The 8,091-nt window shown below is 52.5% G+C and carries 8 protein-coding genes; all 8 read right to left on the bottom strand.

Features of this window, described 5'->3' with window-relative positions; genetic code table 11:
• Positions 1–294 precede the first annotated feature (294 nt).
• A complete protein-coding gene (groL, locus tag HPY90_RS03625) occupies positions 295–1,908 on the bottom strand; it encodes a chaperonin GroEL (protein WP_287191230.1) in 1,614 nt (537 codons plus the stop codon).
• 30 nt (positions 1,909–1,938) lie between these two features.
• Entirely contained in the window at positions 1,939–2,232 is a 294-nt protein-coding gene (gene groES, locus HPY90_RS03620; protein ID WP_013174758.1) for a co-chaperone GroES, read from the bottom strand.
• Positions 2,233–2,457: 225 nt separating this feature from the next.
• Positions 2,458–2,949, bottom strand: coding sequence for a MogA/MoaB family molybdenum cofactor biosynthesis protein (locus HPY90_RS03615; protein ID WP_287191226.1), 492 nt, complete (start codon positions 2,947–2,949; stop codon positions 2,458–2,460).
• Positions 2,942–3,385 carry an MOSC domain-containing protein gene (locus HPY90_RS03610; protein ID WP_287191223.1) on the bottom strand — a complete coding sequence of 148 codons (444 nt, stop codon included), beginning with the start codon at positions 3,383–3,385 and terminating at the stop codon, positions 2,942–2,944. The genes HPY90_RS03615 and HPY90_RS03610 overlap by 8 nt, the downstream gene beginning before the upstream one ends.
• A 51-nt stretch (positions 3,386–3,436) precedes the next feature.
• Positions 3,437–3,931 carry a cyclic pyranopterin monophosphate synthase MoaC gene (moaC, locus tag HPY90_RS03605; RefSeq protein WP_287191220.1) on the bottom strand — a complete coding sequence of 165 codons (495 nt, stop codon included), beginning with the start codon at positions 3,929–3,931 and terminating at the stop codon, positions 3,437–3,439.
• 3 nt (positions 3,932–3,934) lie between these two features.
• Complete coding sequence (gene moaA / locus HPY90_RS03600) at positions 3,935–4,915, bottom strand: GTP 3',8-cyclase MoaA (RefSeq protein WP_287191218.1); 981 nt, start codon at positions 4,913–4,915, stop codon at positions 3,935–3,937.
• Between the two features lie 2 nt (positions 4,916–4,917).
• Complete coding sequence (locus tag HPY90_RS03595) at positions 4,918–6,840, bottom strand: molybdopterin biosynthesis protein (protein WP_287191215.1); 1,923 nt, start codon at positions 6,838–6,840, stop codon at positions 4,918–4,920.
• 34 nt (positions 6,841–6,874) lie between these two features.
• Positions 6,875–8,083, bottom strand: a complete 1,209-nt coding sequence (locus HPY90_RS03590; protein WP_287191212.1) for a molybdopterin molybdotransferase MoeA — start codon at positions 8,081–8,083, stop codon at positions 6,875–6,877.
• Between the last annotated feature and the right edge of the window lie 8 nt (positions 8,084–8,091).

The raw sequence follows: 8,091 nt of genomic DNA, 5'->3' as shown, positions 1-8,091 counted from the left end.
GCCGCATTTACTCTGGATAGCCTTCGGTAGCATGGACTTCGCTTTGTTATGCAAGCTCATCCAACTATCCCTAGCCTGATGCGGTTCCTGTTCGTCGGGCCGGAGGTTTGCCGCCGGCTTCCTTCAGATTCCACCTCGCGATGGACACCCTTGCCTTAGGCTAATGGCTACTGCTACCTTCGCCGCTCGGGACTTCCACCCTATAGCCAGCGCCCATGCCGGGCGCACATAAAAAAGAACCCCGGAATGGGGTTCTTTTTTGTCTTTATATTCTCATATGAGGGGAGGAAGCGCTTACATCATGTCCGGCATTCCGCCCCGAGGCAGGGGTTCTTCTTTCGGCACTTCTGTAACAAGGGTTTCGGTCGTGATCAACATTCCGGCAATACTGGCCGCGTTCTGCAGAGCAGACCGGGTAACCTTGACCGGGTCTATTATACCCGCCTTTATCATGTCTTCGTACTCGCCGGTCAGAGCGTTGAAACCGATTCCGGCCTCCAGTTCTTTCACTTTTTGTACGACCACTGACCCTTCGATACCAGCGTTGTTCGCAATCTGCCGCAGCGGCTCTTCTAGGGCCTTCATCACCAACAGTACGCCGGTGCGCTCGTCTCCATTGGCATCGATGTCTTCCAGCTTCTTCATAATGTTAATAAGAGCCGTTCCTCCTCCGGCCACGATACCCTCTTCTACAGCAGCCTTGGTCGCAGCCAGCGCGTCTTCGATACGGTGTTTCTTCTCCTTCAGCTCTGTTTCGGTAGCCGCACCGACTTGAATAACCGCTACGCCACCCGCGAGCTTAGCCAGCCTTTCTTGAAGTTTTTCCCGGTCGTATTCCGACTTGGTTTCTTCGATCTGCTTCTTTATCTGGTTGATGCGCTCTTTGATGGCCTGCTCGCTGCCAGCGCCGTCAATGATGATGGTCTCGTCTTTCTTGACCCTTACTTGACGCGCCCTACCCATCATGTTGAGGGTAACATTCTCCAGCTTCACTCCCAGTTCTTCGGAGGCCACTTCACCGCCGGTAAGGATTGCGATATCCTGCAGCATAGCTTTTCTTCTTTCACCAAATGCCGGAGCCTTGACCGCGACACAGGTAAAGGTACCCCTCAACTTGTTGACCACCAAAGTAGCAAGGGCTTCTCCTTCCACATCCTCTGCAATCAGCAAAAGCGGCTTGCCGGTCTGTACAACTTTTTCCAGCACAGGCAGGATATCGTTAATGGAAGATATCTTCTTATCGGTAACCAGAATGTAAGGCTCGCTCAGAGTAGCCTCCATTTTGTCTGGATCGGTAATCATGTAAGGAGAGATGTAGCCGCGGTCAAAATTCATACCTTCGACTACTTCCAGAGAAGTTCCTACCGACTGGGATTCTTCTACGGTTATGACCCCATCTCGCCCAACCTTTTCCATGGCATCGGCTATCAGGTCGCCGATCTCGGTGTCTGCTGCTGAGATCGAAGCTACCGAAGCAATCGCCGCCTTGCTTTCTACCGGTTTGCTGATCTCTTTCAAGGCTTCCACTGCTACCTTGACCGCTTTCTCGATACCACGCTTCATGATCATCGGGTTGGCTCCGGCCGCCACGTTCTTCAACCCTTCTTTGATCATGGCCTGGGCCAAAACTGTTGCCGTGGTCGTGCCGTCACCGGCAACATCGTTAGTCTTGGTAGCTACTTCTTTAACCAACTGGCAACCCATGTTTTCCCACGGATCTTCCAGGTCGATGTCCTTGGCGATGGTTACCCCGTCATTGGTAATGGTCGGGGACCCGAATTTCCTCTCCAGAACCACGTTTCTACCCTTGGGCCCGAGTGTGACCTTGACCGCGTTTGCCAGGGTATCTACCCCTTTTTCCAAGGATCTCCTGGCTTCTTCGCTGAACCGTAACTGTTTTGCTGCCATTTCCCTATACCCCCTTCACTTCTCGTCTCATTAGGCTTCGACCTTAGCCAGAATGTCTCTTTCGCTGATTACCAGCAGCTCCTGTCCGTCGATCTTTACCTCAGTACCTGCATACTTTGAGTAAATGACCTTGTCCCCAACAGCAACCTCCATCGGAATCCGCTCGCCGTTGTCCAGGATTCTCCCTGGGCCGACTGCCAATACCTCACCCTGTTGGGGCTTCTCCTTGGCGGTGTCGGGAAGGACGATCCCGCTTGCGGTTTTTTCTTCCGCTGTTTCGATAACCTTCAGAACAATACGGTCGCCTAATGGCTTGAGGTTCACTGCTATACCCCCTTCGCTGATTTTTTGATGATCTCATAACATTATTGTTAGCACTCATTTAACTTGAGTGCTAACATTCACTAATAATATTAGACTACCCGCGAAAACCTGGCAACCTATTGCTTTTCTTTTATCTCTTTGATACTCTCGATTACTATTTTGTACCTAATTCTTTCTCGTTATACCTTCTTTTAACTTCTTCTTTTAAGTTTTTTCTGTCGTCGATCACGCTTGCCCGCATTCGTTTGCCCGTCCCTGTAAAGTTTCCAAGGCATGATCCAAAGCCGGTATGACAGCTTCTAGTGATTCCCTGGCCCCTTTAACGCTGCCCGGCAGGTTTATTATCAGGGTTTTTTTGCGGATCCCGGATATTCCTCGTGAAAGCATAGCCCTAGGCGTTTTTTGCAGGCCGTAGGCTCGCATCGCCTCCCCTATCCCCGGAATCGTTCGCTCCACCACTTCCGCCGTTGCTTCCGGGGTGACATCGCGCGGGGATAACCCTGTCCCGCCCGAAGTGAGGATGATATCTAACCCAAGTTGATCACACCAGGAAATGAGTTTATTGATTATGAGCTCCTTTTCATCGGGAAGAACCTCATAAGCCACCACTTCCGCCCCGATCGAGCTTATCATTTCTTTAATAACCTGGCCGCTCTTGTCCTCCCTCTCTCCTTTTGCCCCTTTGTCGCTTAAAACCAAAATCCCTGCTTTAAACATTTTGAATCACCTCAATTGTATCGCCGGTCCTGACCCAGCCTTCCTCTAACACCCGGGCAAATATACCTTCACGGGGCATCACACAGTCACCCACTTGCACCCTTATGGCGCAGCCTTGGTGACATTCCTTGCCAATCTGGGTAACCTCTAAAAGCACCTTTCCCCCTACCCGCAGTCTGGTCCCGACCGGCAGGTGAAACAGGTCTATCCCTTCTACAGTCAGGTTCTCGGCAAAATCGCCCGGGTTCACATCTACCCCCTTGGCCCGCATCTTGTTGATGCTCTCTATCCCCAGTAAACTGACCTGCCGGTGCCAGGACCCGCTGTGAGCGTCGCCTGCCAAGCCGTGGTCTTTTTTGAAAAACCCCTCACCTACGTTGCTCTTTTTCACTCCCTTTTCCTCGCTCCGGCACACTGCCAAGACCTTGCCCTTCACCTCAATTCCTCCTTTTCGCTTCTTTCCTGACTCTTCCCGGTGGCGAAAGCTCTAATCGGTACCGTCGCTACCGGTTTCCCGTACAAGGTGCCCGCTCTTTCCACCCGTTTTCTCTATCAACTTGACTTCTTTTATAATCATCCACCTGTCCACCGCTTTGCACATATCATAGACGGTCAGAGCCGCAACCGCCGCAGCGGTAAGCGCCTCCATCTCTACCCCTGTTTTGCCTGTGGTTTTGACCTCTGCGGTTATCAGTATCCGTGAGTTCTGCTCGTCAAAACTAAACGTGATATCAACCCCGGTCAGCATGAGAGGATGGCACATCGGTATCAAATCAGGCGTCTTTTTAGCCGCCATAACGCCCGCTACCTGAGCAACGGCCAGCACGTCTCCTTTCTTTACCCCTCCAGTCATTATCAACCGCAGGGTTTCCGGCTGCATTTCCACCACGGCCTGAGCCACTGCCACCCTTACGGTATCCCTCTTTTCGGTAACGTCCACCATCCGGGCCCTTCCCTGTCGGTTGATGTGAGTCAGTTGCAAAGGTCACCCTCCTATCTGGTACATCTTACGGTTTTTTGACCCCCAGCTGGTTTGTCCCATTTTGTGTTCGTTCGGTTTAAGGTTGATAGCCTTGATGAAAAGCTGGAGTATTTCTTCATCGCTCCCGCCCTGTCTCAAAACCTGTTTCAGGTCTATTTCCGTCCGGTCATACAAACACCCGCGCAGTTTGCCATCCGCCGTGAGCCGCAGGCGGTTGCATTCGTGACAAAAATGGTTGCTCATCGGGGATATAAACCCTATCGATCCTTGTCCACCCTCGAGACGGTATGATTTGGCCGGCCCGTTGCCCCGCGAGAGTTTCCAGGGGCTAAGCCGGTATTCCCGTTTAATCATCTCCTGGATCTCGTCACAGGTTATAACCTTGTCCCTGCTCCAAAAACCAAGCTCGCCCACTGGCATGAACTCGATAAACCTGACATGAAGACGGTGGTTATATGCCAACCGGCAAAAGTCCATGATCTCATCATCGTTTATGCCCCTTATCACCACCGTGTTAATCTTGACCGGGTGAAACTCCAACGCCAGAGCGGTTTCGATCGCTCTCAAGGCCTGTTTCAAGCTGCCGTTACGGGTAATAAAACTGTATTTTTCGGGATTCATGGTGTCCAGGCTGACATTCAAACGGTGTAAGCCCGCTTCCTTCAGTTCGCCCGCCATTTCCGGAAACAGAAGGCCATTAGTGGTAATCGCGATATCGTCGATCAAGTCGATGGTGCTGATCATTTGTACCAAACGGGACAGGTTTCGCCTGATCAACGGCTCACCACCGGTCAACCGTACTTTGCGTATGCCAACCCGGGTTCCGGTCTCAATTATCCGGTGGATCTCTTCTAAACTCAGTATTTCGGAGTGCGGTTTCAGCTCTATCCCCGTCTCAGGCATGCAATACCGACAGCGCAGGTTACAGCGGTCGGTAACCGAGACCCGCAGGTAGTTTATCTCCCGCCCCAAACTGTCCAACAATTTCAGTCGCCCTCCCATATCACCTGGCCTGCCAGGCTCATATCATACCCGCCGAACTTCATGACTTCTTCCCTGAATTCCGGACTGCTGATGGTATGTAAAAGTGCGTCCAATGTCTCCTCCTCAATTGCCCCCTTCAAAAAACAAAGGTCATACCTTTCCTGCAGCAGGGGAATGAAATCGAGGTCCAGGGCTCGGGCAGCCGCATATATGCCAACGGCTACGTCAGCCGCATCGTTTTTGACCGCCGCCGCCACTGCCAGGTGGGAGAACTCCTCCCGGTCGTAACCATTGATGAGGCCGGGATCAATTCCCATCTGCTGCAAGAGGTGGTCGAACAAGACCCTGGTCCCTGACCCCCTTTGCCGATTAACGAACCTGACACCTGACCCGGCCAGATCGTCCACTCCTCGAACGCCGAGAGGATTTCCCTTCTTCACCAAGAGCCCCTGTTCTCGCAGTACCAGGTTTACCAACACAGGTTTGCTCCCACCCAAATACCTGTTTACATAACTCACGTTGTACTCTCCCGTTTTGGGATCAAGAAGATGCATCCCGGCAAAATGGGATTCCCGGTGCTTTAAAGCTACTAGTCCGCCCATGCTCCCTACATTGGTACAAGCCAGCCTGAGCCCGAATTTACGGTTGAGGATGTCACCTAACCAGTCGACAGCGATGTCGTGGCTCCCGATTACGATCAACGTCTTCTCTATAATGTCCCAGTCGCGCTTCAGACTCACAGCCACTTTTTCCCCGGCCTCGAACCCCTCGACCCCTCGTGGAACCCGTACAACCCCATCGGCTTTGACTAAAGTGGTGGTCAAACCTGCCCCCCGTCCCAGCGGGTACGCTATCAGTTCCCCTCCTACCTTCCCCAAGTTTACCTGAACGAATTCATCCACCCCCATGCTCGAAGCCAGTTTCCTGGAGATCTTGGCTTCGACCTCCTGATTGGGAGGCGTTCGCAAGCCTTGTTTACGGTAGATAAGAGGACGAGCCAAAAGCTCAAAAACCAATGCCGCCGAGACCGGGTAACCCGGAACCCCTATAACCGGTTTTCCCTCAATCAAGCCCAAAATTGCCGGTTTCCCAGGTTTGGTAGCTAACCCGTGCACGAGAAGCCGTCCCGCTTCTTGGACTATTTCCGCGGTAAAATCCTCTCGCCCCGCAGAAGAACCAGAACAGACTACGATGATATCCGTCTGGCTGGCACATCTTAACACGGCTTCCTTTATCTTTTCCTTGTCATCAGCCACCAGTGGATAGCGGCACGGTTCTGCTCCCCATTTTCTGCACAACGAGGCCAGCATACGGCTGTTCGATTCGATAATCTCTCCTGGCTCCGGTTCCTTCCCTCCTGGTTCGACCAACTCGGTTCCTGTGGGGATTATGCCTACCCGCGGTTTCTTCACCACCTGAACTTTTGTCACTCCTGAAGTGAGCATAGCTCCGATCTCGTAAGCTCCAATAACGTACAAAGAAGGGATAATCATTTGAGAAGCGATAACATCTTCGCCCACGGAACGGATATGCTGCCAAGGAACAGCCGGAGCTATGATCTCTGCTTCATCATGGCTCAAAAAGTTCACGTCTTCGATCATTATGACCGCGTCAAACTCTCTAGGAACGTAGTCTCCCGTATCAACCTCTATGAACTGTTCTCCCCGCTTAAGGACAATCGGACTGGTATCGGACGCGGAAAAGGTATCCTTCGCCTTAACAGCGATACCATCCATGGCTGACGCGCTGTAGTGTGGGGAAGATCTTTTGGCAACCACAGGAACAACGGTAATACGCCCCAGAGCATCCTCTACATCAACCTCTTCTCCCTCAAGCACAAAAAAGCCCGCATTTTCTAACTCCGTCCATAAGAGCGCAAATGCTTCTTCCAGCGGCTTGTTGTCGATGTACACTCTTCTAACCATAAGTCCGTCTCCCTGCTTTCAGTGTTGGTTCAACCTAAAACAAGGTCACCACAACCGGCTCCCCTGCCTTAATCCCTTGTTTCTCATACGGAATATGTACATATCCGTCTGCCTGGGCCATGATTTTGATCAAACCCGATTTACCGTAAACCGGCGTAGCCACCAGGCCTTCGCTTTCATCCCTCAGTGATACCCGCAAGTAATCGTCTCGACCGGCCTGAGAAGCTACGGCAGATTTCATCACAGCCCGCACCTTTACAGGATCAGGTGCTCCCAGAAGCGGCCGGCATAGCAACAAGAACATCATGTAGCAAGCGACTGGGTGACCTGGCAACCCTACCACCAGTCTATCATCGACCCGTACCGCCATGGTCGGCTTACCGGGGCGAGCGGCTATGCCATGAAACAGAAGCTCCGCTCCAGGTAATGACATCAGGATTTCCAAGCTGAGATCGCGGTACCCCACGGAACTCCCGCCAGATAACAGCACCAAGCGGTTATCATGTAGAGCCTTGTCCAACACCTCGCGTAGTCTCCCCGCATCGTCTGGGATAATGCCATACAATTGTGGGCGACCCCCAGCCTCCAGGACCGCTCCCTTCAAGCTATAAGAGTTGACGTCCCTAACCTGGCCCGGCCCCGGTACTTCCTCTATTGGTAGGATCTCGTCACCGCTCGATATTATGCCCACGCCTTCCCGGCAAAAAACGGAGACGCGCACTATGCCTAACGAGGCCAGGACACCTAAATCCTGCGGTCGTAGCCAATGCCCTCCCCGACAAACAACCTCCCCCTGCCTGACGTCCTCTCCTACTCTAACCACGTTCTCGCCGGGACCAACCGGCCTGTTGATCAGAACCGTGTCGTCTCCCAAACGCTCGGTATATTCCACCATCACCGCCGCATCTGCTCCAGGTGGCAACATACCGCCTGTCGGTATCCAGGCACATTCACCGGTTTCGACAACGATATCCGGTTCCGCTCCCATAAGAATTTCTCCCTTATAAGTCAAAAAGCCGGGCATCGATTCGCTGCTTCCGAAGGTATCTTGCGCTTTCACCGCATACCCGTCTACGGTCGACCTTGGAAAAGAAGGAATATTCTCCCGGCTGACAACATCCGTGGCCAAAACCCGCCCCAAGGCCTCGCCTAACTCAACCTCTTCAATCCTGGGGAGAGGAAAACTCGATCTTAATAAGGCCTGAGCTTCCTCAATCCGGACCACCTTAAAAAACTCCGGCAACTCTTGTC

Source organism: Syntrophothermus sp., assembly GCF_013314835.1.
Classification (GTDB): domain Bacteria; phylum Bacillota; class Syntrophomonadia; order Syntrophomonadales; family Syntrophothermaceae; genus Syntrophothermus; species Syntrophothermus lipocalidus.
The sequence above is the reverse complement of the archived record's forward strand: the minus strand, read 5'-3'. Positions and strand labels throughout refer to the sequence as shown.

Coding starts and splice junctions, on each gene's coding strand:
- groL (WP_287191230.1), bottom strand. CDS start 1,908: ATGGCAGCAAAACAGTTACGGTTCAGCGAAGAAGCCAGGAGATCCTTG.
- HPY90_RS03615 (WP_287191226.1), bottom strand. CDS start 2,949: ATGTTTAAAGCAGGGATTTTGGTTTTAAGCGACAAAGGGGCAAAAGGA.
- HPY90_RS03595 (WP_287191215.1), bottom strand. CDS start 6,840: ATGGTTAGAAGAGTGTACATCGACAACAAGCCGCTGGAAGAAGCATTT.